Below are 25,567 nucleotides of genomic sequence, written 5' to 3'. Positions count from 1 at the left end.
TATGTTTAGCGTTCATCTTGCTAAGCTCGGCCATTTTCTTTCCTGTCTAAATACTTCAGGTCTAGCATGGAATTATTCAGTTATTTTCGCTCTTCGGCAGCCTATCGTTTACGTATCGCCTTCAACCTTAAAGGCATCGAACATAGTATCAAGCCTGTCAATTTACTCAAAGCCGAACATAAATCCGAAGCTTACTTAGCCATTAATCCGCAAGGCCTAGTGCCCGCAATAAAGCTTGCTGATGGCCGAGTATTAACTCAGTCGACGGCCATACTGGAATACCTTGAAAGCACCCAAGCCAGTACCCCCTTGTTGCCCAGTGACCCCTTTGATGCTGCCATAGTGCGCAGCTGGGTAAATCAAATCGCTTGTGATATTCACCCAGTAAACAATCTTCGTATACTGAAATACTTAAGTGGCGAGCTCGGCGTTGAAGAAGAAAGCAAAAACAACTGGTACAAGCACTGGATTGAGCTTGGCTTTACCGCACTAGAAGAACAAATCTCAGATGGCCCCTTTTGCTTTGGAGATACCGTAAGCCTAGCCGATGTATACCTAGTCCCTCAGGTATACAACGCCAAGCGTTTTAATGTCGATATGTCTCAGTTTCCAAAGATAAGCGCCATTTGCGATCACTGTAATAGCTTGGATGCGTTTATTCAGGCCATGCCAGAAAATCAAATTGACGCTCCTTAAGACACTGATATCTGTCGGTTCAATTTGACGCGCTATACCCGCTTAAGGCCAGTATCACAACTGGCCTTAATTTTATCCTTGAGATCAAGCCCACGCATTTGCAATTGATAGCTTTCCTGAAGGCTTTTTAACTTTTGCCAGGCCTTACAGGCTTGCGCCTGATCGCCGTTTATCTCGGCGCTTTCTCCTAACAATAGCCAGGCACCCTTGTCCTGCCGATTACGAATATTAATCTGTGCTATCTCATAGGCCCGCTGATGCATTCCTTGTTCAAGCAGATATTGGGCACCATGATCGGCAAAAGCTCCAAGATGATTTTCTAGCATGCGATTAAAACCCTGAAGCCCCAGTTCTTTGTTTATTTTTGCAGCTTTATGCTTCCCCAGCTTATGCTGCACCTTGGCCAACTGCGCAATAAACAAAGGGTGATCACTCACCTTAATGACAGCCAGATAAAGTTCTTCCGCCTCCGCTAGATTACCCAGCAGAAGCTCGGTTTCCGCTAAATGTTCAGCCGCCAAGGTATAACTCGGAAAACGTAAATAGGCACGACGAAAAATTGTATTGGCGCTAGGAATATCATCAGCCTCTAAGAAGGCAATGCCCACCTGTGTTTGCAGCCAAGATAATACAAAGGGATTCACATCTTGATAACGATACTCCGCCAGCTGAAAGCACTCGATAGCATCTTTAAAACGCCCAAGCATTAACAAACGCTCAGCAATATTACTTAATACAAAACTGTCTTGCCCATCGGCGCTCAAACAATTGGGTAAGGCTTTAAGGTCGCTATAATCACCTTGCGCATGTGCAATCAGCAAAGACAATTCAAGGGGCAATGCCTCCTGCTCAAACAGAGCTTGCGCCTCTATAAAACGGTGGTTCATTGAAGCCTGTTTGGCTAACAAATGTTTGAGCTGAACTGAGGCCTGCTTCTTAGTCCCCAACATCTTTTGCATTCGCTTTGCGAGTCGTTCGCTGCTAAGCAAATCACGGCTATGCTGAAACAATTGATACCTGAGAAGATAGTTGGCCAGTAAACGCTGGCCAAGCGCTAAACTAGGTTTACTAAGCCACTGGGCTTCATCGTTTGCAATGCTAGTTTGCAAGTGTGCAATATAGATATTGGAATCAGTACTGGCACGATGCTCAACATCTTGCGGCCAAGTCTTACCAATCCAATTGGCCGCCGTAGCTACCTGATTCTCAAATGATGCCGGAAATGCTGGGCTCGCAACGAGCCCAAGTGATAAAAATCCAAAGACAAAACTAAGAATAAATCTACGACTAAAACAATAACCGGCAAAAAACGCCATGCATCCAAGCTGCATAAATCACCTCCTTAAAAAACTCTCTGGCTTGCCAATTAATTTGGCTCAGCTAAGAAAGGAAAATCGTCAAGGAAGGTGCTGTCATTGGCTACGCCATCACCAGCGCCCGGAGCAACCACCGCCGACAAGGTATCATCGATAACATCCCTTGCCAGGGTTCTACCACCACATTTACCGGCCACCGAAAGCTCAACTGCTAAGTACTCATCACAGGCGGACTCACGGGTGTCAATCAAAAGCACATCATCCACCAAAACAGAGGCTAAGCTTGCCGCCGGTAATAATGCGTTGGTGGCACCATCGAGGCTATCAAGAAGCTCCAAGTGAGATCTAATTTCGGCCTCAAACTGCTCTGACCACTTGCTCGGATCCGCAGCCGCGTTGTAAGTATCTTTGGTGCCCTGCGCGCCGGTAATATCGATCAAGGCTGTCGCAATTGCGGGTCGTCCTACACGATCCACCTGCCCTAAGCTCTTATGGCCGCAAGGCAATCCCTGCACTGAAGTTAAACGCTGTACCCCAAGAGACGTTGAGGCAAGAAAGCTCGCATCTGCCGTTTCGAATTCAACACTCGCGTTATTGCAATCACTGAAGGTAAACAGCAACTCGCCAGCTGCTATGCGATTGACATCTTCGGTATTAAAATTTGGCGGAAAGCGCCCACCGCTTAAGCGCTGCACTGGGATTCTTGCCGTTAAGCCATCCACCGGCCCTTCGCCAGTCAACCAGATTGGATTACCATCATCATCAAAGACAAACCAATTGGCTGACACCTGAGTCTGATCATCGGCATTTTTCTGACTAATCACCTGAAACTGAAAGCCATGACCAGATTGATCGACATTGTAAAAAGAGCCACTGGTGCTGCCATTGAGTACAGCACCGGATTTTCGATTCGTTGAGGCATAAACTCTTAAGACAGGCTCACTGCCCGCCTTAGTTAAATCTGATGATCTTATTCCAATGACCAAAGCCAACACATTTTGACCGGCGAAAGAATTTACACCGTCGGTTTTGAATTGCGGGCTTAAGGCCGCCACGGTTTCGGCAAAGGCTGCGCCATCAAAATAGAAAGGGTCATCCCTCAAGCCAGCATAAACACGAAAGGAACCACCCTCGACAGTAGTATTTAGCGCACCTGAAACTGGGCTATTATCGCCGAATGCACAGCTAAATTCGTCAGCCTCTTCGAAGCTACAACTGAGCACACTGTAATCGCTAGGATTATCTGTCGTACTAATATGAAATCGGTAATCAACCGCATCAGAAAATTGCGTACTGGCATTGGCATTAGGAGCAACGGTTGCCACCATAATAAGCTCATCAGCATTATTAGGATTGATAAAGGCGTATAAGTCATTTAAATCAGCCAAACTATCCACCCTAACCTGGGGAGCCTCTCCGTGATCGGCTGCTCGAATATCGAATGCGAGGATAGCGAGTAAACATAGAAGGTATTTCATGGTAACTCCTGAATAGTTTCCCTGGAGTAATCAGGCTCTGAGCGCGCCCGGGTAGCTACTGCATAGCGAACAAGTTGTAGATTGTTATAGACATTGACGATGTGATTCGATTACCAAGGCTTACATCAGAGCCCTATCGACGTAAACTGTTTCACAATATCTATAGTAATGTCGTTTCTATGCTCTTTCGCTTCTGCTAGCATTAAAAGCAAATACTAAGAATCTAAGCGACAATGAAATTACTCTGGCAGATGATTGCAAAAATCCTTTACTGGCAAACGAATAAAACAAGTCAACAAAACTATAGTCATCTTTTTCATTGGGCTGTGCCATCACCTAATCTGAGTAATTGGTGGCGCCCATCTAAGCCTTCTGCTGCCTTTATCTCACTAGTTTTAGCAGTCATGCTATTGAGTGCATGTGCGGAAAAAGCAGAACAAGCAGAGGCATTGCCTGCATTACAAATCTCCTCCGGTGAAATCATTGGTAGTTACAATTCACTGGGCGGCCGGCAATGGCGCGGAATTCCCTATGCCGAGCCCCCCATAGGGGATCTACGTTGGCGAGCACCACAAAAGATTAAACCCTGGGATGAGGCCCGCATTACACAAGAACATGGCCCAAGCTGCACCCAGACAACAAGCGGAACGGTCAGTGCGAGCGCTGACGTTAATGGTTTGATCGGTCAAGAAGACTGCCTTTACCTAAATGTTTATAGCCCGAAGGACGCGGATAATCTGGCCGTTATGGTCTGGGTTCATGGCGGCAGCAACACCCATGGTGCGGCTGATATCTATGATGGCTCTCGCCTGGCGGTAGAGAACAACGTCATTGTTGTCACCCTTAATTATCGTTTGGGCGCCCTTGGGTGGTTTAGGCACCCAGCGCTTGCACATGAAGAAGAGACGCTGGGCAAAAGCGGCAACTTCGGTACTTTAGATATTTTAACTAGCCTCCAATGGGTACAGGCAAACATTCAGGCTTTTGGTGGTGATCCAGATCGAGTTACCTTATTCGGGGAGTCAGCCGGCGGTTTTAACACCTTAAGTCTCATGCTTTCACCGCTCGCAAAGAATCTATTTCATCGCGCAATCGTACAAAGTGGTGGTCTATGGTTTGATGATATTGCAACAGCCACTGCCTACCCAGAAGATGGCGGCAGCGACTACAGCGCATTAGAAATTGAACGTCAGTTACGTATGCTCAATGGTTGGAGCTTAGGCGCCAAAGCGACACGAAGTTTAATTGAGCAAGAAAAGATAAGCGCTCGAGCTGAGTTTTTACGAGAAGTTCGCGTTGAAGATATATTTACGGCCTATGATCATTTAGGCAATAGCAAACCAGATATACCAAGAGTATTCAGAGATGGCACCGTAATCAGTAGCGCCGACCCCATAACAGATCTTACTGACATTCAACGCCATAACAATGTGCCAGTCATTATCGGCAGCAATCGAGACGAGCTTAAACTCTATTACTATCAAGATCCCAAATATGTCGATCTGTATTTCAATCGCTACGCCATCATCAAAGACCTCCCTTATTACAACGCTAGGGCCCAATACCACTCTGAACGCTGGAAATACCAAGGGGTTGACCGTATTGCCGAAGCGCTCAGCAAAGCCGACGGAGAAAAGGTTTGGGCCTATCGTTTCGACTGGGACGAACAAGCCCGCCCCTTGGGTATGAAACTTGATCAGCTTTTGGGAGCTTCCCACGGCATGGAGATTCCCTTTGTTTTTGGTTTCACCGATAGCGGCGGTCTATTTGACCCAATGATCAATCGAAAAAACACAGCAGGGCGTGAACAACTGTCAAAAATTATGCGGGGCTACTGGGCACACTTTGCGAAAACAGGTTCCCCAAATCATCAACAGCAGAAGAAATGGCTTTCATGGGCCGAACAACAAGAGTTAAAACAATACGCCCTATTTGATACCACCGACCTCATGCACAGTGATAAAACGGTTATCCCTGAGAGCTTCTATCAACGAATTATCGAGGATTCTCGCTTCAAAAGTGACCAACAACGCTGCGAAGTGTGGGCTTCGCTGATCCACGAAGCCCCTACGCTGTGGCTCAAGAGTGGTTACAATCAAAGTAATCGACTCGATTGCAGTGAACATCCCTTCGAAAAATTTTACCCGTAATCGCTCTAAATTAATCGCTGGCCTAAATGAAGGGGAATTTTTATCTCCCCTTCTTTTAGACAGTCTTTTAAAAATGGGTCGTCGGCGGCCATCGGTGGCGCATAAAAATAACCCTGGCCTAGGCTACAACCCATGTCTCGTAGCGTAAAGTGCACTTCTTTAGTTTCGATTCCCTCAGCCACAACAGTGAGCTGTAAATTATTGGCAAGCTCAATAATGGTTTTCACGATACTGTGTTGTTCAGCGTCCTCAAACATGCCAGAGACGAAAGACTGATCAATCTTCAAGACATCAATCGGTAGCTTTCTTAAATACGCCAAAGAGGAATAACCAGTACCAAAATCGTCAATTGAAATTAGGTGGCCCATGCTTTTAAGCTTGGCGAGCTGCTCAATGCAGACCTCCATATTCTCCATCACCATATTTTCGGTAATCTCAAGCTCTACCATTTCACAAGCAATATGACTGGCTCGCAGCAAGCGGTTAAGCTCGTCAGCAAAATTAGGTTGCAGCAATTGTTGTGGAGAAACATTAACCGCTATTGGCACCGCATCATAGTCATCTAATTGCCAAGCTCGTAACTGCCTTGCTACCTCTCCTATTGCCCAGAGTCCGATTTTAATAATCAAGCCAGTTTTCTCTGCAACCGGTATAAACAGCCCCGGGCTAACTAAGCCTCGTTGAGGGTGAGCCCAACGTAAAAGCGCTTCCAAGCCCATTAAGCGGCCGGTAGCTAAACAAATTTTGGGCTGATAGTAGAGTCGAAATTCGCGTTGATCGATAGCCCGGCGTAGCTCGGACTCCAACTCAAGTTCAAGCCGCGATGTTTCGCTCATTCTTTGAGTATAAAAAGCGTAATCATTACCGCCTTTGGCTTTCACACTGTACATTGCAGCATCAGCATTTCTTAGAAGCTCATCAACACTCGCGCCATCATCTGGACTTACAGCTAGACCAAGGCTCAATGACACATAAAGCTCTTTATCTTCAACCACAATTGCCTGATCAGCCTGTGCTAGGACTCGTTGAGCGAGCTGTGTCACATCCCAATTGCTTGCTGTTTGGCAAGAGACAATAACAAACTCATCACCACCTAGGCGCGCAAGGAATTCACCTGCACGTAAACACGACTTCAAACGTTTAGCCAATGCCACCAGCAACATATCACCATAATAATGACTCAGTGAGTCATTGATGTTCTTAAACCTGTCAACATCTAAAAAAACAAGAGCTAAGCGTTTGCCGTTTTTTTCAACTTCTGAGTGGATCAGCTTCCTTAGATGCAAATTCAGGTAATAGCGATTATGTAAGCCTGTCAAAGTGTCGCAGCTCGCTAAATCACGCAACTCATTTTCGTGCTCAATACGTTCGGAAATATCAGAAAACAAAGCAATATAACGCGAATTTTCATGGTCGAGTTGATCAATAATTGAGATGCTGTATTCCACAGGCATCGCGCGTGATGGGCTTCGAAGGCGTAGACGCCCTCGAATGCTACGCTGCTCTCGAAGTTGCAACCAACGCTGCTCGAAATCATCTTCGGCATTAAGTTTGTGTACAAATTCCCAGATAAATCGTTGTGAGACATCGCTTTGAATAAAAGCTTTAAATGCCCGATTAGCAGATACTATACGGCCATTAGATTCAATAACACAGACACCCTGATTTACACCATCAATGCCTTTGGCATACTCAAGTATTTTCTTGTTGGCTAGGTACTGCGAACGATATTTGTCCCAACGTAAATAAATCAAAAGCAACAGTATTGATAGCGCAGATATCAGATAAATCGATCTAGCTAACCAGGAATTCCACCACGCTGCTGTAACGCGAATAATAAGTTGGTCGCTTACCTTGTCTGCGGCTTCAGGCTTAACCTGAAAAATGTACTCGCCTGGATTTAGTGCAGTAAACGTGGCTTGATTGTGACTTGCACTTAACCATTGCTTACTCAGCCCCAATAAACGATACATAGGTTTTTCGTCGCCATTTTTGTAAAACTGCCCGTCTCCGAAATTTAAGCGTATAGCGCTAACATCGTGACCGAGTTCGATATTCTCAAATGGCGACAGATAGGTCTCCTGGGGTTGATCAGAAGAAAAGAGCGAAAAACTGTGTATTTTAGTGGGTGTCCCACTATTGGCATAAGGCAATGGAGACTGAACTTTATAAACTACCCCATGAGAAGATAGCCACAATTCCCCGGCTTTATATTTGAGTGGGGTTACTCCACGCAAAAAAGGAAAGCCTTGGGTATGATAATAATCGAACCATTTTTCACTGTTGAACTCGAAAAACTCAAGATCTGAGTTGTGGTCATTTCGAAGCCAGCAGCCTTCGGTACTACAATGAACACGCCGAAAAAAGCGATTTCCCCGTAGCAATTTTGTAGCAAATTGAGAATCATCCAGCTCATCTAGACTCAAACGATAAGCACCTTCCGAAAAAAGGTATAGCTCATTCGCACGAACATAAAAGTCCGCAGGACTATGGATTTTTAAAGGCTGTTGATGGAGCTTTTCGAAACGATCTTGCTTCTCGTCATACCGATAAAGAAAGCCTCTAGCAAGAAAATAGAGCAGCCCCTCATCAGATACGGAAAAGTTACTCTCGACCGTAGTGAAGTCTCCGTCAAACTTATAGTTATGCTGACCACCCTGTGGATCGATGCGCAATACTTCATTGGTCGGCATTCGAACCCAAACTTGTTGTTTATGAACAACATCAACATTAGCTGGATAGATTTTATCAAGCTGCTCAAGAGTTTGAGTTGGAATATCGTATCGATAAATACCACGGTAAGTACTGATGTAAAGCTGGTCGCCTCGTTTGGCAGCACCGATCAATTGACCAGGAACCTCTACAAGCCGACTTAGTTGACCATGATGATCCAATAGAAGGAAATGATCCGAATCACCAAATAACCAAGTGCCCTGCTCCCCCTCAATCGCAATAAAAGCCTGAAAGTCTCGCAGGCCAGCATTGGCTTTTCTAAGATCTATGGTTTTTACCTGGCTACCGATAGGATTCCAAAATCTTGGGGAGGATTTTAGATAACTGAGCGCCAGCGTACCGTCTTTATCCACATTGATATTGTAAGGATTACCGATGCCCAGTGTATTATTCGCTGCATTAAAACTGTGATAGACAATCTTGCGATCTGCTGACCATTGAAACAGCCCTCCCCCCATAGGGACTATCCAAATATTTCCATGATGATCTGCCGTCAGCCGCCTAATTTGTACATTTTTTAAGGATTTTTTTGGCAATTGCAAAGGCAGCTTTAACTTCTCCGGTAGAATCGCTGCAGAGTGAATCAATCTGCCTGTCCTATCAAATTCAAATAGCTTATCGTCTACGCCATAAACATAATTACCCGCAGCTGTTCTAAGAAGCTCACCACCGGCTACCGTTAGAAAGTGTTTAAATTCTTTATCGGAAACCTGAGTTAAGCTTTGACTGGCTGATGTAAAAGTCTGAGAACGAAGATCAAACAACAAGACGCCTTCGGAAAACGACGAGAGTAAAAGCGTATTGCGATCGAGTGCGACTAGGGTTTTAAAGGCATAGGCTGGAGTAGAATTGGACTGCTTCTTTCTGGGCAAGAAAAACTGTTGAAAATTATCGCTTTTAGCGTGATACAGGTTTAAACCATCAATGGTTAGCACCCAAAAACGTTGATATTGATCTTCAATCAAGCCGGTAACGTAACCGTGGCTGATTCCCTCTCCTTTAGCGTAAGACTTAATGCTATGGTCATCTAAATCGACCCTAAATAGTCCTTGGGCCGCGGTCCCAGCCCAGATATAGCCCTTATGCTCTAACAGGCGTAAAACAACAGAACCTGTGGCATCACCACTAGCGTTACTCACCACCTTGTTGGACTCGTTACCATCATAACGAATCAAGCCTAAACCCGTCCCCAACCAATAATATCCTAGGCTATCGCGAATAATCGTTAGGCTTTGCTCATTAGCATATGGAATATCGCGCTGATGCAAGTGCATTGCCAATCTTTCCTGTTGCACTATTGTAGCGTCTTTAGAATCGGTCAAGGTCTCTCTTTGCAACACTGAAAGCTCTTGATTCAAAGCTATACCTGAAGCGGCATATATAAGAGTTAAAAAGCCGATAACGCTGACCAGCAAGCGGCGATAAAGCATGACATTCCCATCTGAAAAAATGATCCCTCAGTGGGAAGTCTGCGGCATTGGGCGCCACTCAACAATCCGTTTTTTAAACTGTTTAGGCGAACGGAATGTCATACTAAAGAACCATCAAAGCTCCTTAAAATTTAACGAAAGAATTAAAACCAATAAGTCAGAAGTAAATGCCAGCACTATGGTAGCTTTAGAATATCCCACTGCGTATATCATCAACAGACAAAGCCGGTGATCCTGCGGCCCTCAATTCAGCGTCTTTAATCAGCTGATAGATACGCTGATTCAATGGTGCCTTACAATGGTGCTGCTTGGATAGTTCGATAATGAGCCCTTGAAATTCGTCGATTTCCGTCAGGCGTTTTTGCTCTAGATCTTCATACATAGACGCTCTCGCCTGTGGGTCGACCTTGAGCATGGAATTGGCGATCCTGCTGAACATAAAAGTGGGCAGGCGAAGGATCCAGCAGAACATTTTCATATTCACCGGAGCTACTGAAAGATGTTTAATGCCAGCGGCAGAAAGTACAGCCAAGCTCTCACTGACCACATCAGCCATTAGGCAGCGCCATTGACGGTTCATTAGTTGTTGTTTAAGTGGCAAACCACCCAGAGCATTGACGGCATTATTAATATTGAGCAGTAGCTTGCCCCAAGCAATTTCATTAAATTGCTCCAGCGGTTTAAAGTTGATGTACTCACCACTCAAGAACTTGGCCAAAGCTGGCTGCCATTCCATCATCAGTTCAGCACTAAATGTCGCCCTATGAAATCGATTGCCTTCACTATGAACAACATTGAAAGGGATCATGGTCGCGAAAACTTTTTGCTCTAAATGTTCTCGCAGAATTGCAGGATTTCTTATTCCGTTCTGAAGACTTAAAACAACCGCCTGTTTGGGCGCATGCAGTGCAATATCTTTTGCTATTTCTTCTGTTACCAAGCTTTTAGCGGCTAATAAAACAATATCGGCTTGGGCCAAGCAGCTGGCATCTGTACTCAGCTCCAGCTGTTCTGCTGCAAGTTTGATATCTAGGCCGTCACCATCACTGAGTTGCAAGCCCTTTTCTTGAATGGCATCAATTATTCTTGCTCGCCCCCAAAGACACACTTTATGCCCTTGGGCCGCCAAAAGCCCACCAACAAAGCAACCAATACTGCCTGCCCCTGCCACAACAATTTTGCTGCCTTCAGGGAACTGCTTAGGAGGCGGATTAGAATTTTGGGGCTGACTCATAGTGTTTTTGGCCTTAGTTCTTATTATCTTATTTGGTTGGGGCTTATAAAGCAGTGCTAAAGCTTACAAAGGGGCTCGAGTGGCCCCATATTGGTTTGAAGCGGCAGTAAATCACAGGGCGAAAGCTGACATTTATTCTGCTCTTAACTACCCTTACCTAACAGGCTATAACTGGCCCTAGCTAAACTGATTGAGAATTACAGCAACTACCACCACCTGAGGCACACACAGAAGCGGTAAAAACAAAGCCGTTTTCCAGCTCTTCATAGTGTCTTTAATTACCATCACCTCGGTATAGTCCGTCGCAACACCCGTCATTAAAAACGCAAAGCTATTGCCAGGAGCATTCGCTCTTGTCATTAAATCAGCGGCTATTGGAGTGGAGCCTTCTGAGCAAACTTCAATAATAGTCGCTGCCAGTAAAGTAGCCCCCAAGCCGATTAAGCTCGGACCAAAATATTGCTGGAAGTCATCTAGGCTGACAAAGCCCCTGATCAAAGCTGCAAGCAGGACTCCAAATAACAGCCAGCGCACAACCATTTTAGAGCCAGCCAAGGCTTCTTCCCAAACACTTAGCCACCAAGCTTTATCAATACGCAGCTCGCCCCACTGGCGCTTGGCCTCTGGCCAAAACTCAAAGCCCTCCTCCAACTCTGCCGAATAGGGGTTCTCGGGCAAAGTCCCTCGGCGACTTAGGAGGTCGAAAAGATATCCGGTAATAAACGCTAAGATCATCGATAAACCGATAAATGCTAGGGTCCACTCCCAGCCAATTAAGGCGATTAGAATCAATGTCAAAGAAAGCGAATTCCAAGGACTTGCCACCAAAAAGGCCATCACCTGCCCTAGGCTGGCGCCTTTGCGGTATAGCTGCATGGCCACCATTAAAATACCGTGGCTGCATAAATCCATTAGCACGCCCGCTACGGTAGCGCGGCCCAAGCCATTAATACTGCCCCCTTTACCCAATATCGATAAGACAAAGCTTTGGGGTATTTTTGCTAAAAAGCCGACAAACAAGGCCGCCAATACAACACTGAACCACATCGTATTGATTAATTCATACACCGTATCGGCCATTATTCCGAGCGCCGGGGATAAGGACCATACAAAGCTCTCCTCAATACCTAAATCATAAACCCAATCAGATAGATTTAAGCTGTAGAAGAACAGTACTAAAACCAGACATATGCGCAAAAACCAATCGGGCTGATCAGCGGCTTGCTCGCAGCAACTACTCAGCGCTTCTTGCGGTTCACTGGGGCAGCAAGTACTGGGAGCTGCCGGTTTAGTCCCACAGCAACTGCTTTGGGCAGCTGTCTCTTCAGCTGGGCTAACTTCCGCAGCGCCAGATTTATTTTTACTTGAACAGCAGGAGCTCATTTTCCTTCCTCCAAGTTCGATTCTTCTTCGCCAAGAGTCGATAGCTCATCAAGAATGGCGCAGTGCGGCCCCTCATCACCTGCACATCGGCTAGCAAGCGTATTTAGGGTGTTACGCATTGCCTGCAACTCAGCGATTTGGCTCTCTACTTGCTCAACCTTTTCCAAAACTAAGGATTTCACGTGGGATGAGTGGCGCTGCTCATTGTCGTATAAGCCGAGTAATTGCCGGCACTCTTCAATTCCGAAGCCAGTTGCCCTAGCTCTTTGCAAGAAGCGTAAGGCTTCAACATCAGACTCGCTATAATCGCGGTAGCCGTTATCAGAACGCTTGGCCACTTTTACCAGCCCAATACTCTCGTAGTAACGTATTGTCTTGCTGCTTAGCCCGCTGCGCTTAGCCGCTTCACTAATGTTCATTGATAGACTCCTATTCAGCCTTCTATCTGCTAAAACTGACGTTTTAGCTCCAATGGCCAAGCATACTAAAGCTTCCAGCAACTATAAGGTCAAGCAGGACGACTGACAAATATAAAAATCCAAATAAGCACCTCAAGAGAACAGTAGATCTTTGATTTAATTAGATATTTTTTATCTCTCCTTGAAAATCAGAACGCAAGGCCAAACAGTATTAAAAGAAATGTGGGCATACTCAGCAAACACTGTGCATTTATCGAGCATTCATAAGCAGCTCTCAGTTCTTCCAGAATGAAGATATAAAATCAGACAGGAATTGAAGTTCAGGTATGATTCAACAGCAACAGACAGCCTTATTCCTCGCCCTACTGATGTCGGTACTGGCTTTGCTCTCGGTTGCATTCGCTTATCAATGGCAATGGCTTTGGGCGTATAAAGTGTTGGCATTTCCGGGGCATTTAGTTCTTGGGTTCTTTTCTGAAGAGATCGATTTCTGGCCTAAACTGGCGCTACTAACGCTCTCTCAATTTGTTAGCGTTTATCTATCAGCGATTTGTTTATTGCCTCTAGGAAAAAAGCTATTTACAAAGCTACAAACCATTATCCGTAAGTAGCATTTAAATGAAGGACTATAAGAGTTTGCACAAAATTGTACTTTTGTTACTAGCCCTATTGATCTCTCCATATGGAGTAGCCCAGATGGAACCCAATGCTCAATTAAAAGCGGCTTACGAGCAAGACCAAGAAGATCGAAAACATGGAAGCTTGTCTCTTTACCGTGACGCGCAACGAATAAAACTGGTAAGGTCTTTGCTAGAGCAGAACAAACTTAAGAATGCCGAAGACTACTACCGCGCTGCATTGATAATGCAGCATGGGCAAGATTCAGATCATTACAAACAAGCCATAGCTCTGGCAAAGAAGGCCGTTCTGTTAAAGCCAAACCATAAACAAGCGCGCTGGTTGGCCTGCGCAACGGAAGATAGGTATTTGCATAGCATCGGAAGACCTCAAGTGTGGGGCACACAGTTTGTAGGTACTTTTGAATACAGCTTAGAACCCTTTGACCGCCATGCAAAAACAGATCAAGAGAGAATCGCGAATAATATTCCTCCCTTGCAGGAAATCCTTCGACAGCTGCGAGCCATGAACAATGCGCTAACGGAAGAACAAAGCGAATAAGCCATGGCCTGCAGAGCCAAATGCGTAGTAAATGGGCCAGCAACAGCTGGCCCCTAGCTTTTATGAAGAACGGCGCTGATAAACCATGCGATAAAGTGCAGGCAACAAAACCAGGGTTAACAAGGTTGAAGATACAATACCTCCAATAACCACGGTTGCTAGTGGCCTTTGCACTTCGGCGCCTGCCCCGGTGTTAAAGGCCATCGGCACAAAGCCTAGGCTAGCAACAAGCGCCGTCATCAGTACTGGGCGCAGACGCGCACTGGCTCCTTCCCTAATTGCCACGAGCAGGTCCTTGCCTTGATCACGCAAATCACGAATAAAACTCAGCATAACTACACCGTTAAGTACGGCCACGCCTGAAAGCGCGATAAAACCAATAACCGCCGAGATTGATAGAGGCATGCCCCTTAAACTCAATGCGATCACCCCACCGGTAAGCGCCAATGGCACACCGCTGAAAATAATCAAAGCATCGCGCAGAGAATTAAAGGTGCTGTACAAAATACCCAGTATCAATAACAAAGTTAAAGGCACAACAATACTCAAACGCTCGCTGGCCGACTGCAGTTGCTTGAAGGTACCACCATAATCAATCCAGTATCCCGCAGGAATATCCAACTGCTGATTCATAACGGCTTTTGTATCAGCGATAAAGCTGCCGAGGTCTCTACCTTCAACATTCGCCGTCACAACGACGTTGCGTTTACCACTTTGGCGATTGATTTGGTTAGGCCCTTCGATTGATTTAATCGTTGCAATTTCACCAAGTGGCACATAGCGCAGCTCAGGATTTGCATCGACAGGCAACGCGATTGGCAAACGAGCCAAGGCTTCAGTATTTTCCCTTAACGCATTGTCATAGCGCACTAACAAACGAAAACGCTTATCTCCCTCATAGATTACTCCAGCATCGATACCCGCCACAGCAGCACGCAAGTTTTGCTGCACATCGTCGACAGTTAAACCGAGCAAAGCTAAGTGATCACGCTCAGGCTCTACACTCAACATAGGCAAGCCGGTTAACTGCTGAAGTTGTACATCCTTTGCGCCCTCTACCTTGGCTAGTAACTCTGAAACTTGTCGTCCAGCCGCCTCTAAAATTTCCATATCATCACCATAAACACGAACAGCAACATCGGCACGCACGCCTGCTATTAGCTCGTTAAAGCGCATTTCAATGGGCTGGGTAAACTCGTATTTGTTTCCCGGAACAGGCAATACAGCCGCCCTTAGTTCATCCAATAACTTCGCTTTGGACTTATCAGGGTTTGGCCATTCTTGAGTCGGCTTTAGAATCACATAGGTATCAGCCACACTTGGCGGCATTGGGTCAGTCGCGACCTCAGGCGTACCAATTTTGGAAAATACATGGCTAACCTCAGGAAAACCACTAACGACCTTTTCCAACTGCAACTGCATTTGAATCGATTGCTGTAAGCCAGTACCAGGAATGCGCAAAGCATGCATAGCGATATCGTGCTCATCAAGTTGCGGTAAAAACTCAGAGCCCAATCGACTAAGCTGCCAAGCACTGCCACCCACTAGCAAGGCAGCGCTAAGCAAAACCACCAATGGAGCACGAAGCGAGAGCGCTAACAAAGGCTGATACGCTTGGCGCGCTCTAGCCATTAAGAAGTTTTCCTTCTCACTGATTTTGCCGCCCATTAAAATCGCCACAGCAGCCGGCACGAAGGTGATTGAAAACAACATCGCCCCCAATAATGCCGCAACTACGGTAAACGCCATCGGGTGGAACATCTTTCCTTCAACACCGGACAAGGCAAATATGGGCAGGTATACCAGCATGATAATAAACATGCCGAAAACCGCCGGCTGGATCACCTCACGGGTGCCTGCCACCACTTCACGTAGACGCTCTTCAATGGTTAATACACGCCCCAGGCGATGTTGAGCCAATCCCAATCGGCGTAGCGTGTTTTCAACAACAATTACTGCCCCGTCGACAATTAATCCAAAGTCGATCGCACCTAAGCTCATTAGGTTACCGCTTACTCGATTGGCGGCCATGCCCGTGATAGCAAATAGCATACTAAGCGGTATCACTAATGCGGCAATAAAAGCAGCGCGAATATTCCCAAGCAAGGTAAACAATACGACGATAACTAAGACCGCACCCTCGAAAAGATTAGTGCGAACCGTAGCAATGGTTTTATCTACTAGGCTTGTACGACTATAGAGCGCAACAGCTTCCACACCACTAGGCAAACTGCTATTAACCAGTTTCAACTTATCTGCGACCGCTGCCGATACCGTGCGACTGTTTTCACCCAGTAGCATAAAAGCCGTGCCTAATACTACCTCGGCACCGTTTTGGGTTGCGGCACCACTGCGCAGCTGCTTGCCATAACGTACCTCGGCCACATCACGCACGCGCACCGGCGCATCATCGCGCTTGGCAATCACTACCGCGCCAATATCTTGTAGATCATTGAGTTGCCCTGGTGAACGTATCAGCCATTGCTCGCCATTTTTTTCAATAAAACCTGCGCCTCGGTTTTGATTGTTTCGCTGTAGGGCTTGCAACAAATCCTGAAGATCAACTTTGTATGCGAGTAGCTTGCCGGGCTCCGGCACGACTTCATATTCACGCTCGTAGCCGCCGATGCTGTTAATTTCAGTAATACCTGGAACACGAATGAGCTGGGGCCTTACAATCCAGTCTTGAATGGTCCGCAGATCTTCCGGGGTATATGCCTGCCCGTCTTCACGTAAGGCGCCGTCTTTAGCTCGAACCACATAGCTAAATATCTCACCTAGGCCACTGGAAATAGGACCAAGTGCAGGCTCAACACCTGCGGGCAACTCATTTCGAATAGCCTGCAAACGCTCCGCTACTTGCTGTCGAGCCCAATAGATATCGGTGCCCTCATGGAAGATCACAGTAACCTGAGACAAGCCATAACGAGATAGAGAACGGGTATAGTCCAAATCAGGAATGCCCGCCATAGCGTTTTCAATAATATAGGTAACGCGCTGCTCAGCCTCTAAAGGGGAATATCCCTCGGCCTGGGCATTAATCATTACCTGCACATTGGTAATGTCCGGCACTGCATCGACAGGTAATTGCTTGGCTTGATAAACGCCAAGCCCCGCCAATAACAGCGTAAATGCGAGAATTAACCAACGCCTCTGCACCGCAAAGGCAATTAAACTATTCATAGCTGTGCCTCCTTAGTGATCGTGCGCTGCGCCGTCTTTCAGCACATCCGCTTTAATAATAAAACTGTTTTTAGTGGCGTATTGACTGCCCGGCTTTAAGCCGCCCAACACTTCCGTATAGCGACCATCACTGTCGCCAAGCTCCAACATACGTACCTCAAACTGCTCACCAAAACGCGCAAACACCACAGTAAAATCCCTAAAGCTCTGCAAGGCTTCATTGCGAACTGCAAGTGCTACCGGCTTTTGAGCAGTACGAATATCCGCTTTTACGTGCATACCAGGGCGCCAATGACCGTCACTGTTATCGATTAAGGCACGAGCGCGAGCAATATGGCCGCCAGTCATCTGTGGTGCGATATAGATGATTTCGCCTAAGGCTTTTTCATGCTGATGCATGTCGGCCACGGTTACCGGCTGCCCCAGGGCCAACTGTTCAATATCTTCAGGAAATGCAGACATTTCTACCCACACAGAAGACAGATCTACCACCTTGGCTATCGCCTCCTGATCGATACGCTGACCAAGGCTCGCCATCCAGTCGGTCACTTCACCGGCGATTGGGGCTTTAACCGTGTATTGCTGCAGTGTTTTTATATTGCGCAAAGTGGCAATTTTCTGCCCGGCTTTTACCTTTTCGCCAATACTGACATGGATTTTTTCAAGCATGCTGGGATACGGCGCATAGATTCCCGCTTGGCGATCAACAGGAGCCTCGATAACGCCAAACAACTGGCGCTTAATATCGAGTGTTTGTGAGCTAGCCCTTGCCAACTCAATACCCGAAGCTTTCAGCATTTCATCATTGATGGTGCTGCGCCCTTCATGGCTCTCATAAGCCCAGCGATGAGTCTTGCCGTTCAACTGCAGCTCCACTTTCACATCATATGAGTGAGGTTCGATTACCGTTTGCTGTCCGCGAAGGTAATCCCTCTCTGGCAAAAAGCTCAGGCGATCTATCTGCCCATCAATACGATGTAGTTCCATTTTAAGCTGGGGCTGATTCACTGCTACTGGCTCACCCGAGCGGTAAACAAAAACGCGCATTTCCGGCGGAACACCCGTTTCAAAAACGGTAATCTCTGCAGAGATATCGCCATCAATTAACAGTTTGCCACCACGAGGGCCTTTTTGTTCTTCCTCGGCTTGCTGACCACCATGGTCATGATCACCAGCAGAAACACTGGCACTAAAAACTAGAGTGATTAGCAAAGGCAGCAACATTAAAAGCTGACTTAATTTTAGATTTGATTTCATATGACTAAATCCTGTTTAGTTGGCCGTACTACGACCAATAAGGCGTTCAAGCTCGATCCACTTGTTCCAGTAGTCGCCTTGTATTTCGATAAGTTGGCGCTTGATATCAGCAACCTCTAGCTGCGCATCTAACCATTGCAGCAAAGTGTACTGCCCGGCCTCGTAGGCAATCTTGGCGGCGTCTTGGTAATTTTGCGCTTCGGGTAATAGCTGCTTTTTGATACGCGACATTTGTGCCTGATCATTCAGCAGAGACTGCCGCAACAACAACAAGCGTTGTTGCAATTGCCAACGCAATTGCGCCTGCTCGGCCTGCTTAATCTGCCAGTCGCTATGGCTTAGCTTGATATCTGCTTTGGCGCGTTGGGCCTGCTGTAAGGGTATAGAGAACTCAAGCAACAGGGCTTGATCGCGGCTAGATTGAAAACGACGCAGGCCTACCCCCACGTTAAAATCCAGCTGCTGCAAGCTATTGCTTAGCTGCCAAGCCGATTGGGCCACCCGGCTCTTGGCACTTGCCACTAGATAATCAGGTGCGGAATCTAGGCCTGACAATATATCTGCTTTACTTGGCGCCTTAGGTAGCTCGGCTAGCAGCTCTACTCGCCATTGCCTGTCATCAGCAAGCTCGGCTGTCGACGTATCCAAGCCACTCCATAAGCCTTGCAAACGCATGCTCTGTACAGCCAATTCCGCCTGAATATTTTTCTTTAAGCTCTGGCTCGCTTCAACTTGCAGGCGCATTTTATGTTTATCGGCCTGATTAATAGCACCAGCTCTTGCCAAGCGTTGCACTGTTTTTAAGGCGGCAAGTTGTTGCTTCAAGTTGTCCTTCGCCCAGGCTTCAAGCAACTGTAGCTTTTGCAATTGAAAGTAGTTTCGTCGGGTGTCAGCTAGTACCTCAAGCTTTAAGCTCTGGTACGATTGCTGCTCCAACTGCAGCTCACTATCAACCAATTGAGCGCGTTTCTCGGCTTTGTCCGCTGATTCAAATAGGCGCTGAACCATAACGCTGATTTCGGCACTATCGATGCCACTGAAGTCACCAGAGCCCAAAATATTTTCAGCTGCTACGGTCAGCTCCCAGGCCGGTTTTCGGCTGGCAATTAGCTTCTTTAGATCGTACTGGCGTAAGTACATCGGGTATTGGGTCAAGCGCGGGTTTTGCTCTAAGGCCTTAGCTAATGCTTGCGTCAGGCTTATTTTTTGAATTTCTGCCCTCTCAGCTGACGACTTGCTAAGGCTTTTGATATCGTCGGACGCTTCTGCCATCGACAAACCGCTAATTGACAGCGTCAGAACCAATAATCCACACAGGCTACCAGCCTGTCGCTTCATTTTCTTTCTAAAAATCATGTATAACTCCACAAGGCAGCCGCCAGCAAAGGCACTACCTAATTCGGTTTAAACCTAAATAAGGAAAATTTCGAAGGAGTTAAACAGTCGGTGGAGGAACCGGCGGAGAGAAAGCCTGACTTAAGTAGGCTGGAATTCGATTATGAAGAATATCGGGCGCACTTCTAGTAATAACATCTAAGGAGGCTGGCATGGACTCCAATTGCAAATGAACATGGTTACCATCATCATGTTCTTCACTTGCAAGATCCATTGCAGCAGAGTTTAGGGTATCACTGGGTAAATAGTGGCTTTGACCATTTGAATGATCACTGCCGACTTCAGAATTACTAGCTGAATCATCAAACTGAGTAATTACCGAGTCAACGCCATTATCTAAATGGTGGTCTTTCAATAAATCGCCCAAACCCACAAACAGCTGCTCATCGGCATGCAAGTGAAAGCCTTCACCTGCGTGATGATCCAGATCGGCTGCATAGTGAAAAGCCGCAATGCTATTAATTAGCATATGGCTGAACACCATGAATGTGATAAGAAAACGAAGAGCCACAATGAGCACCACTAGTTTGATGGCCGCAAGATTAACAAACTCCCCCAGCCAACACTAGCCCTAGAATTCACAGATTTACAGAGCTTTACTTATTTTCTGCATATTTACTGCATGATTGCTTGGCAATATAAGCTCCACAAATAAACTCGTATTACGTTTATCTGCTTCACCTGCCGTTAATCTTACTCCAAGACAATGGCATGGAACTGAGCCGTAGACAGATAATCAAACGGCCATATTTGAAGTAAATGAGGTTCCCATTATGTACTTTTCCAAATTCGGCAAAACCCTATTACTAGGTTTATCCAGTGTAGCCTTACTCAGCGCCTGCGCCGGAACAGGTAGCCAACAAGATCGAAACAATACTGCGATTGGCGCCGCGGCCGGTGCGGTTATCGGCGCATTAGCTGGTGGCCAAATGGATAATGACGGCAATCGTGATCGTGGCCGTATTGTAGGCGCACTGGTCGGTGCTGCGGCGGGTGCTGGTGTTGGCAAGTATATGGATAATCAAGAACAAGCTTTTCGAGACGAGCTAGCTACCGAACAGCGCAATCGGGAGATTGAAGTTAAACGAGTTAAGGAGGATACCATTCAATTAGTCCTCAATAACGAAGTGTCATTTGATTATGACTCCGCCAGCATAAAACCGGGCTTTCGTAATACGCTAAATAAAATGGCACAGGTATTAGACAGCTACCCGAATACGACGATTACCATCGTCGGCCATACCGACTCAAAAGGCAGCTCAACTTATAACCAAAGCCTTTCCGAAAGACGAGCCGCCTCTGTGAAATCCCATTTAGCTCAAAAAGGCATTGCCTCGTATAGAGTCAGCACCGAAGGGCGTGGTGAAGATGAGCCAAGAGCCAGCAACACCACCGCCGAAGGACGCGAACTAAATCGTCGCGTTGAGGTGTTTGTAACCAGCACTGGTGTATAGCTATTTATCGGTTTTCTGGCGATTGCCTGCTCCCTGTAATTCGGCCCTCTTAGTCTCCCCCTTGATTAAGAGGGTATGCTAAAACACTGTGCTCTCTCCAAGCAGTTGGTTAGCTACCCTTCAAACGTTTTACAATGGCAGTCGCCAGACTTTAATTTGCCGCATGAAGTTTCGGTTCAAGACAAGAACACCACTCTATTTCTACCAAGACTCTTAGCTCGATAGAGCGCCTCATCTGCCTGGCTGATCCAGGCATCGTAACTGTTCGCCAAACTACAGCACACGGCCCCGACACTTGATGAAGTGCCGATCAAATCACAGTTCTCTATGCGTGCTCGAATTCTCTCCAGCATCTCCTCCGCTTGCGCAATACTGACATCACGAATCAACAATAGCATTTCATCGCCCCCCATGCGGAACACCAAATCACTCTTGCGACTGCTTTCTTTAATTAGTTTCACCAGTTCCACTATTGCCGCATCGCCAGCCTGATGTCCCTTCTCATCGTTGATCGTCTTAAAAAAATCAATATCAAATATAGCAACCACCGAACGTTTAGCATTGCGCTCATAACTGCCAAGGGATTCATTTAGGTAATCGTCCAACAAACGTCGATTGAAAGCGCCAGTCATTGCATCTTTATTCGCCAGCTCGCTAAGTAGGAACTGAGCGCGCTGTATTTTTCTCGCCAATAAACTTACCAAGTAAAAATTTACAACGAGTGCAATCAAGACTCGTATCGCTGGATACGTCTCTAGGCTATAAATGCTCACACCGCCATAACACAGCAGGACCACCAGCGACATCGCAAAGGCCAATTGTCTTGAAAGTAAAAAGTAAAAAGCCGTGGTAATGGTGAAGGCCCACAAAACGGATACCAAGCCGTGATAAGCAATGGGAATCGAGGTTGCCAGTACCAACAGAGTCGTCACCAGCACAATTACCCAAGTAGGCAGCGGCTTGCCCTCGCGAAACATGTACCACATGCTGGGCACAAAGGCAGCTAAAAAGAGCAGATTAATGATCAGTAAGGGCCAGCGTTCATGGAGGTAATTGTGGATAGAGAAAGGAATGAATATTAATAAGCAGAATACCGCCAGGCCTTTTACAAGGCGCTGCTTGTGAATATTAGCTGCCGCTAGGTTATCACTCGATTCCCACTCAGAAAGATCTAGGTCGTATAGTATTTTTCCCTGTGACACTCAGCAGCCCCATAGCTAAAGTCGAGTTTAAATCGCGATTGTTGTTCTTCAACTCAGAAACGAGCCGGGCTAAGCGCCATTTTTCTCTGTCCCCTTACACAACATGGCAAGAACGCTGCAATGCCAATCTTACTAAAGCCATACCGTCTAATAGAGCCGTATGCTAAGTATTGAAGACGGGGAAATTAAGAACTTCCTAATACTTTAACCAGAGTTAAGCCAGCAATGAATCACACTATAGTTGTAATTTTTAAGTGGTTATGACTTCGCATGGAAAATACATTTCACCCAAGCTAGCAACTGAAGCTCAGTACCGGCGCAGGCCGCCTTTGAAGCTTGATTATTAGCAATGAGATTTTCAAACGTTTAGGAATGAACCTTAAGCTATAAAAATCAGTATTCACTCTAAATACAGCAGATCACAAGTCGTACCCTGCATCATACCAAGCTATACACCCTAGATTAGCTTGGAGCCAAAACCTAAAATTCAAAACCAGTAAGCCTTTGAATCTATTAGACTTATTAAAATCACATAAAAAGTTCTTGCCAAACAGTGTATCAGTGCAATAATACACCAATGCAGAAGAATCTAAATCTAAACATCAATCCCAACATTGGCACCGCTGTGTTTAAGCAGTTGGTAGATCAGGTGCAGCGCCTAATTGCTCGCGGGCAATTACTGGCTGGCGACCAGCTTCCTTCAACCCGGGAAGTTGCTAAGCAACTCACCATCAACCCCATGACGGTTTCCAAAGCCTATAGCCAGCTGGAACTGGAAGGTCATGTGGAGCGCAAAAAAGGAATTGGCATGATCGTTAAAGCCAGTACACAAGACCCCAAAGAGCAGCAAGAATCCCTGCTCAAACCCACCCTAAAAGAGTTTGTTTTTCAAGCGAAACAGCTGGGGCTTAGCAAAAGTGAAGCCTATAAACTTATCGAGCAGAGCTGGAGTGAAGATGAATAAGCCACTGGATATCCAATCCTTAAGTCATGGTTTTAGTCAGAGCCTTTGGCCCTGGGCTAAAGCAAATGAAGATGAATATTGTTTAGATAGCATCGATCTTTCTCTCGAGCCGGGGAGCATCACTGGATTGCTCGGTAAAAACGGTGCTGGTAAGACCACGCTGATTCAATGTGCGCTTGGGCTTATCCAACCCATACAAGGTCATGCTGAAATATTTAGTGAAAACAGCTGGAATGCCAGCACCGAGAGCCGACAGCAATTAGGCTATGTCCCCCAAGAAAGTGGTTTGCTAGACAACGCCAAAAACGAAGAACTCTTAAGGCACTGGGGCGCTTACTATAAAAACTGGGATCACGACTTTGCCCTCGCTCTACTGGATAAATTTGAAATCGATAAAGCTAAAAAGACCGGGCAATTATCGGTCGGCCAGCGCCAATGTGTGAGCATTATTATGGCCATTGCCCATCGCCCTAATCTATTAGTGCTCGACGAGCCCGTCGCTGGACTTGACCCAAAGGCTCGCAGGCAGTTTATCGAAGTGCTCTTGGAAGATTACTGGGATGAGAATAAAACCATTCTATTTTCTAGCCATATCACTAGCGATATCGAGCGTATCGCCAGCGATGTTATATTTCTTAAAGATCGCAAAATATTGCTGCAGGAAAACCTAGATCAATTAAAAGCTAACTACCATAAGATTACCCTACCCGAGCAAGAAGATCGTCAATCGTTGATCGATGGCATCGAAAACAAAGTCGCTATACGTGAACGCGGTAACGACATTATTGTTACGGTAAGCCAGCCAGTTCCACAATTATCCAGCGATATCCTACAACAGCAGCTAAACCTAGAAGATCTCTTTATGGAGCTGCACGCATGAGCACTTTAAGACACGACTTATGGTTTTTCAGAAAGCTGATGGCGACACGGGAAGTAGCAAGTATTGCGCTGTATGCGGCCTTTATGATTTTTATATTGGTAAGGGCTGAGGCCGATGACACATATCCACTTATACTTCTTAGTTTCGGATTTTGTAGTGGCTTATTGAGCCAGAGAATTAAGGAACAGCAACAACTCGTTTTGCTTCCGGGATTTATTAAAACTCTACCCCTTATCATCAGCGCCTCATTTTTACTTCTTGCGATGGTTGTTTATATACCCATCAGTGTAGAATCCACTACACGCGAGACAGCAAAGCTGGCCATCTTTTTTTGCAGTCTCGGCTTGTTCTTTGGTTTCCACATCCACATTACAGCCTGGTTATTTGCTTTACTTCCTCTGACTCTGTTTGCCAGCGCATTTGGTTTTGATGAGCCTGCAAACTACCTAATAGTTAAGCCTGTTACATTTATTTACAGCGATACTTTTGCGTTTGTTATAGTGGTGCTTCTCGCTCTTAGTTGCTGGACATATGGTGCGTTCATTCGACAATCCTATATCGGAGCTCGAAAAAAAATGCTCTGGCAGACAATGAATAGCGAACAAAAAAACTGGAGCATCAATAGTAGCTCTGACAAAATAGTTCCACGAGCCAACCCAATTAAGGTTGCTTTTATCGTTTTAATCGGCTTTATCCTGCTAGAGGAACTGGCCATCATTACGGCTCAAAACGAAGCTGACCTATCGGATAGGGCTTGGGCTATCGCAGGGCTTTTCGCGTTTTTCTCCATTCGAATAACTACAACTATCAGCAATATCGATCGCCTTTGGCTATCATCAAAATTTGAAAATAAGGCTTCGTTTTTATTACAACTATCGTTAAAAAACCTCATCATAAATTTAGGGGCACTATTAATAATTTACTTGTACGCCATTTATAGAAGCCCAGACACTATGATAATACTACCTTGGTTCATCGTTTTTTACTTACTATTATCAGCTCTGAGTTTTATCTCCCTTAAAAAGAGGTTTACCATTCCTCTATGCACATTACTGAGCTTTAGCCTCTTTTACCTATTTATAAAAACCCCTGTATGGGCAATCACTATTGCCGGGGCCTTATATACCGTAGGTCTCTACTACTATGCGAAAGGATATGGCTTCAATAATGGCCGACTTTCGGCACCGACGTTTGGAGTAGCAAAGGTTTAGGGT

The 25,567-nt window shown here is 46.0% G+C and carries 19 protein-coding genes; 8 read left to right on the top strand and 11 right to left on the bottom strand.

Translation table 11 applies throughout. The features are described from left to right. Window positions 1–66: 66 nt before the first annotated feature. Entirely contained in the window at window positions 67–696 is a 630-nt protein-coding gene (gene maiA, locus Q1A41_RS02195; RefSeq protein ID WP_299974078.1) for a maleylacetoacetate isomerase, read from the top strand. 32 nt (window positions 697–728) lie between these two features. Here maiA and Q1A41_RS02190 read toward each other — a convergent pair whose 3' ends face one another. After that, on the bottom strand, window positions 729–2,027 hold the full coding sequence (locus Q1A41_RS02190; protein ID WP_299974075.1) for a hypothetical protein: 1,299 nt from the start codon (window positions 2,025–2,027) through the stop codon (window positions 729–731). 35 nt (window positions 2,028–2,062) lie between these two features. Further along, window positions 2,063–3,490 carry a DUF4331 family protein gene (locus tag Q1A41_RS02185; protein ID WP_299974073.1) on the bottom strand — a complete coding sequence of 476 codons (1,428 nt, stop codon included), beginning with the start codon at window positions 3,488–3,490 and terminating at the stop codon, window positions 2,063–2,065. 233 nt (window positions 3,491–3,723) lie between these two features. Here Q1A41_RS02185 and Q1A41_RS02180 point away from each other — a divergent pair, with 233 nt between their 5' ends. After that, window positions 3,724–5,640: a carboxylesterase family protein gene (locus Q1A41_RS02180; RefSeq protein ID WP_299974070.1), complete on the top strand. Its 1,917-nt coding sequence runs from the start codon at window positions 3,724–3,726 to the stop codon at window positions 5,638–5,640. Window positions 5,641–5,645: 5 nt separating this feature from the next. On the opposite strand, the gene Q1A41_RS02175 is transcribed toward Q1A41_RS02180, so the two are convergent. The 4 genes from Q1A41_RS02175 to cueR all read right to left on the bottom strand — a co-directional run bounded on the left by Q1A41_RS02175 (window position 5,646) and on the right by cueR (window position 12,839). Continuing rightward, window positions 5,646–9,803, bottom strand: a complete 4,158-nt coding sequence (locus Q1A41_RS02175) for an EAL domain-containing protein (protein ID WP_299974067.1) — start codon at window positions 9,801–9,803, stop codon at window positions 5,646–5,648. 187 nt (window positions 9,804–9,990) lie between these two features. Next, window positions 9,991–11,037, bottom strand: a complete 1,047-nt coding sequence (locus tag Q1A41_RS02170; RefSeq protein ID WP_299974064.1) for a 2-dehydropantoate 2-reductase — start codon at window positions 11,035–11,037, stop codon at window positions 9,991–9,993. Window positions 11,038–11,214: 177 nt separating this feature from the next. Continuing rightward, window positions 11,215–12,420 carry a permease gene (locus Q1A41_RS02165; RefSeq protein WP_299974061.1) on the bottom strand — a complete coding sequence of 402 codons (1,206 nt, stop codon included), beginning with the start codon at window positions 12,418–12,420 and terminating at the stop codon, window positions 11,215–11,217. Next, window positions 12,417–12,839 carry a Cu(I)-responsive transcriptional regulator gene (cueR, locus tag Q1A41_RS02160; protein WP_299974059.1) on the bottom strand — a complete coding sequence of 141 codons (423 nt, stop codon included), beginning with the start codon at window positions 12,837–12,839 and terminating at the stop codon, window positions 12,417–12,419. The genes Q1A41_RS02165 and cueR overlap by 4 nt, the downstream gene beginning before the upstream one ends. Window positions 12,840–13,165: 326 nt before the next feature. Here cueR and Q1A41_RS02155 point away from each other — a divergent pair, with 326 nt between their 5' ends. Further along, window positions 13,166–13,450: a hypothetical protein gene (locus Q1A41_RS02155; protein ID WP_299974056.1), complete on the top strand. Its 285-nt coding sequence runs from the start codon at window positions 13,166–13,168 to the stop codon at window positions 13,448–13,450. An 85-nt stretch (window positions 13,451–13,535) separates the two neighbouring features. Continuing rightward, window positions 13,536–14,018 carry a hypothetical protein gene (locus Q1A41_RS02150; protein ID WP_299974053.1) on the top strand — a complete coding sequence of 161 codons (483 nt, stop codon included), beginning with the start codon at window positions 13,536–13,538 and terminating at the stop codon, window positions 14,016–14,018. Window positions 14,019–14,078: 60 nt separating this feature from the next. Here Q1A41_RS02150 and Q1A41_RS02145 read toward each other — a convergent pair whose 3' ends face one another. The 4 genes from Q1A41_RS02145 to Q1A41_RS02130 form a co-directional block, all read right to left on the bottom strand. Then, a complete protein-coding gene (locus Q1A41_RS02145; RefSeq protein ID WP_299974050.1) occupies window positions 14,079–17,201 on the bottom strand; it encodes a CusA/CzcA family heavy metal efflux RND transporter in 3,123 nt (1,040 codons plus the stop codon). Window positions 17,202–17,213: 12 nt separating this feature from the next. Next, the gene (locus Q1A41_RS02140; protein WP_299974048.1) at window positions 17,214–18,458 is read right to left on the bottom strand and encodes an efflux RND transporter periplasmic adaptor subunit; all 1,245 of its coding nucleotides are present in this window, start codon (window positions 18,456–18,458) and stop codon (window positions 17,214–17,216) included. Between the two features lie 15 nt (window positions 18,459–18,473). Further along, window positions 18,474–19,814: a TolC family protein gene (locus tag Q1A41_RS02135; protein ID WP_299974045.1), complete on the bottom strand. Its 1,341-nt coding sequence runs from the start codon at window positions 19,812–19,814 to the stop codon at window positions 18,474–18,476. 79 nt (window positions 19,815–19,893) lie between these two features. Further along, entirely contained in the window at window positions 19,894–20,322 is a 429-nt protein-coding gene (locus tag Q1A41_RS02130) for a hypothetical protein (protein WP_299974042.1), read from the bottom strand. Window positions 20,323–20,626: 304 nt separating this feature from the next. Here Q1A41_RS02130 and Q1A41_RS02125 point away from each other — a divergent pair, with 304 nt between their 5' ends. Next, window positions 20,627–21,307 carry an OmpA family protein gene (locus Q1A41_RS02125; protein WP_299974040.1) on the top strand — a complete coding sequence of 227 codons (681 nt, stop codon included), beginning with the start codon at window positions 20,627–20,629 and terminating at the stop codon, window positions 21,305–21,307. Window positions 21,308–21,483: 176 nt separating this feature from the next. Here the strand turns inward: Q1A41_RS02125 and Q1A41_RS02120 are convergent, their stop codons facing one another. Beyond that, complete coding sequence (locus Q1A41_RS02120) at window positions 21,484–22,509, bottom strand: GGDEF domain-containing protein (protein ID WP_299974037.1); 1,026 nt, start codon at window positions 22,507–22,509, stop codon at window positions 21,484–21,486. Window positions 22,510–23,086: 577 nt separating this feature from the next. On the opposite strand from Q1A41_RS02120, the gene Q1A41_RS02115 reads away from it, so the two are divergent. From Q1A41_RS02115 to Q1A41_RS02105, 3 genes are read left to right on the top strand one after another with little or no spacing between them, the layout of a single operon-like run. Next, window positions 23,087–23,473 (top strand): GntR family transcriptional regulator, encoded by a 387-nt coding sequence (locus Q1A41_RS02115; protein ID WP_299974034.1) that lies wholly within the window; start codon window positions 23,087–23,089, stop codon window positions 23,471–23,473. Continuing rightward, window positions 23,466–24,353, top strand: a complete 888-nt coding sequence (locus Q1A41_RS02110) for an ABC transporter ATP-binding protein (RefSeq protein ID WP_299974031.1) — start codon at window positions 23,466–23,468, stop codon at window positions 24,351–24,353. Before Q1A41_RS02115 ends, Q1A41_RS02110 begins: the two co-directional genes overlap by 8 nt. After that, window positions 24,350–25,564, top strand: a complete 1,215-nt coding sequence (locus Q1A41_RS02105; protein ID WP_299974028.1) for a hypothetical protein — start codon at window positions 24,350–24,352, stop codon at window positions 25,562–25,564. Before Q1A41_RS02110 ends, Q1A41_RS02105 begins: the two co-directional genes overlap by 4 nt. Window positions 25,565–25,567: the final 3 nt, after the last annotated feature.

It is taken from the genome of uncultured Pseudoteredinibacter sp., from assembly GCF_947502065.1.
In the GTDB taxonomy this organism is placed as follows: Bacteria; Pseudomonadota; Gammaproteobacteria; order Pseudomonadales; family Cellvibrionaceae; genus Pseudoteredinibacter.
This window is presented reverse-complemented; position numbering and strand designations above follow the sequence as displayed.

Bases quoted from the DNA above. Each gene is read 5' to 3' on its own strand.
- maiA (WP_299974078.1), top strand. From the start codon at position 67: ATGGAATTATTCAGTTATTTTCGCTCTTCGGCAGCCTATCGTTTACGT.
- Q1A41_RS02190 (WP_299974075.1), bottom strand. From the start codon at position 2,027: ATGCAGCTTGGATGCATGGCGTTTTTTGCCGGTTATTGTTTTAGTCGT.
- Q1A41_RS02185 (WP_299974073.1), bottom strand. From the start codon at position 3,490: ATGAAATACCTTCTATGTTTACTCGCTATCCTCGCATTCGATATTCGA.
- Q1A41_RS02180 (WP_299974070.1), top strand. From the start codon at position 3,724: ATGAAATTACTCTGGCAGATGATTGCAAAAATCCTTTACTGGCAAACG.
- Q1A41_RS02175 (WP_299974067.1), bottom strand. From the start codon at position 9,803: ATGCTTTATCGCCGCTTGCTGGTCAGCGTTATCGGCTTTTTAACTCTT.
- Q1A41_RS02170 (WP_299974064.1), bottom strand. From the start codon at position 11,037: ATGAGTCAGCCCCAAAATTCTAATCCGCCTCCTAAGCAGTTCCCTGAA.
- Q1A41_RS02165 (WP_299974061.1), bottom strand. From the start codon at position 12,420: ATGAGCTCCTGCTGTTCAAGTAAAAATAAATCTGGCGCTGCGGAAGTT.
- cueR (WP_299974059.1), bottom strand. From the start codon at position 12,839: ATGAACATTAGTGAAGCGGCTAAGCGCAGCGGGCTAAGCAGCAAGACA.
- Q1A41_RS02155 (WP_299974056.1), top strand. From the start codon at position 13,166: ATGATTCAACAGCAACAGACAGCCTTATTCCTCGCCCTACTGATGTCG.
- Q1A41_RS02150 (WP_299974053.1), top strand. From the start codon at position 13,536: ATGGAACCCAATGCTCAATTAAAAGCGGCTTACGAGCAAGACCAAGAA.
- Q1A41_RS02145 (WP_299974050.1), bottom strand. From the start codon at position 17,201: ATGAATAGTTTAATTGCCTTTGCGGTGCAGAGGCGTTGGTTAATTCTC.
- Q1A41_RS02140 (WP_299974048.1), bottom strand. From the start codon at position 18,458: ATGAAATCAAATCTAAAATTAAGTCAGCTTTTAATGTTGCTGCCTTTG.
- Q1A41_RS02135 (WP_299974045.1), bottom strand. From the start codon at position 19,814: ATGATTTTTAGAAAGAAAATGAAGCGACAGGCTGGTAGCCTGTGTGGA.
- Q1A41_RS02130 (WP_299974042.1), bottom strand. From the start codon at position 20,322: ATGCTAATTAATAGCATTGCGGCTTTTCACTATGCAGCCGATCTGGAT.
- Q1A41_RS02125 (WP_299974040.1), top strand. From the start codon at position 20,627: ATGTACTTTTCCAAATTCGGCAAAACCCTATTACTAGGTTTATCCAGT.
- Q1A41_RS02115 (WP_299974034.1), top strand. From the start codon at position 23,087: ATGCAGAAGAATCTAAATCTAAACATCAATCCCAACATTGGCACCGCT.
- Q1A41_RS02110 (WP_299974031.1), top strand. From the start codon at position 23,466: ATGAATAAGCCACTGGATATCCAATCCTTAAGTCATGGTTTTAGTCAG.
- Q1A41_RS02105 (WP_299974028.1), top strand. From the start codon at position 24,350: ATGAGCACTTTAAGACACGACTTATGGTTTTTCAGAAAGCTGATGGCG.